The organism is Alteromonas sp. ABH2_165 (assembly GCF_056159945.1).
In genome coordinates, this window is the sequence record NZ_JBSWWF010000033.1 from 1 (window position 1) to 727 (window position 727).

The 727-nt window shown below is 46.1% G+C and carries 2 protein-coding genes; both read left to right on the forward strand.

What is annotated here, in order from left to right:
* Nucleotides 1-167 precede the first annotated feature (167 nt).
* Nucleotides 168-404 (forward strand): DUF4160 domain-containing protein, encoded by a 237-nt coding sequence (locus ACXAFQ_RS20475; RefSeq protein ID WP_474825217.1) that lies wholly within the window; start codon nucleotides 168-170, stop codon nucleotides 402-404.
* Nucleotides 385-639 carry a DUF2442 domain-containing protein gene (locus tag ACXAFQ_RS20480; protein WP_474825218.1) on the forward strand — a complete coding sequence of 85 codons (255 nt, stop codon included), beginning with the start codon at nucleotides 385-387 and terminating at the stop codon, nucleotides 637-639. Before ACXAFQ_RS20475 ends, ACXAFQ_RS20480 begins: the two co-directional genes overlap by 20 nt.
* Nucleotides 640-727 lie beyond the last annotated feature (88 nt).

Consider the following 727-nt stretch of genomic DNA (forward strand, 5'->3'; position numbering starts at 1 on the left):
ATTTGTTGCGGGCACATAACAATCAAATTAAGTCACTCGCAAGCTCGCTGGGACACAAACATGGCGGCTGTGTCGCTTCGCTCCGATTGTAGCCGCCATGTTTGCGCCCCTTATTTGGGTGTTATCTTCTCGTTGGAATTCCTGCACTTTTCATATAACCTTTCTACATGCCAACAGTATTAAAAATTGGGCCATATCGCTTTTTCTTCTACAGCAATGAAACCGGTGAACCTGCCCACATTCATATTCAACGCGACAGAACGCTAGCTAAGTTCTGGCTTCGTCCGGTCGCGTTAGCAAGTTCAACTCGCTTTACTCCAAAAGAACTCAGAACTTTGGAAAAGCTGGTTGTCGAAAATAGAGATGCTTTTTTGGAGGCTTGGAATGGCTACTTTAGCAATTGAACATCACCCACAAGCTCTGTCGGTATCTTTCGACGAAAGTTCTTTAATCGTCGAATTAATCGACGGCAGAACAATCTCTGTACCTTTATCATGGTTTCCTAACCTTTCTCAAGCAAGCACATCACAATTACAGGATTGGGAGCTATTGGGTGATGGTGAAGGCATTCACTGGCCGCAACTGGATGAAGATCTGAGTGTAGCAGGTCTACTTGTCGGCAATCGAAGTAGAAGATAACAAACTAATTAAGGCACTCGCTCCGCTCGCTGGGACGCAAACACGTGGGCTCTGTCGCTTCGCTCGGGATTTTAGCCCACGTGTTTCC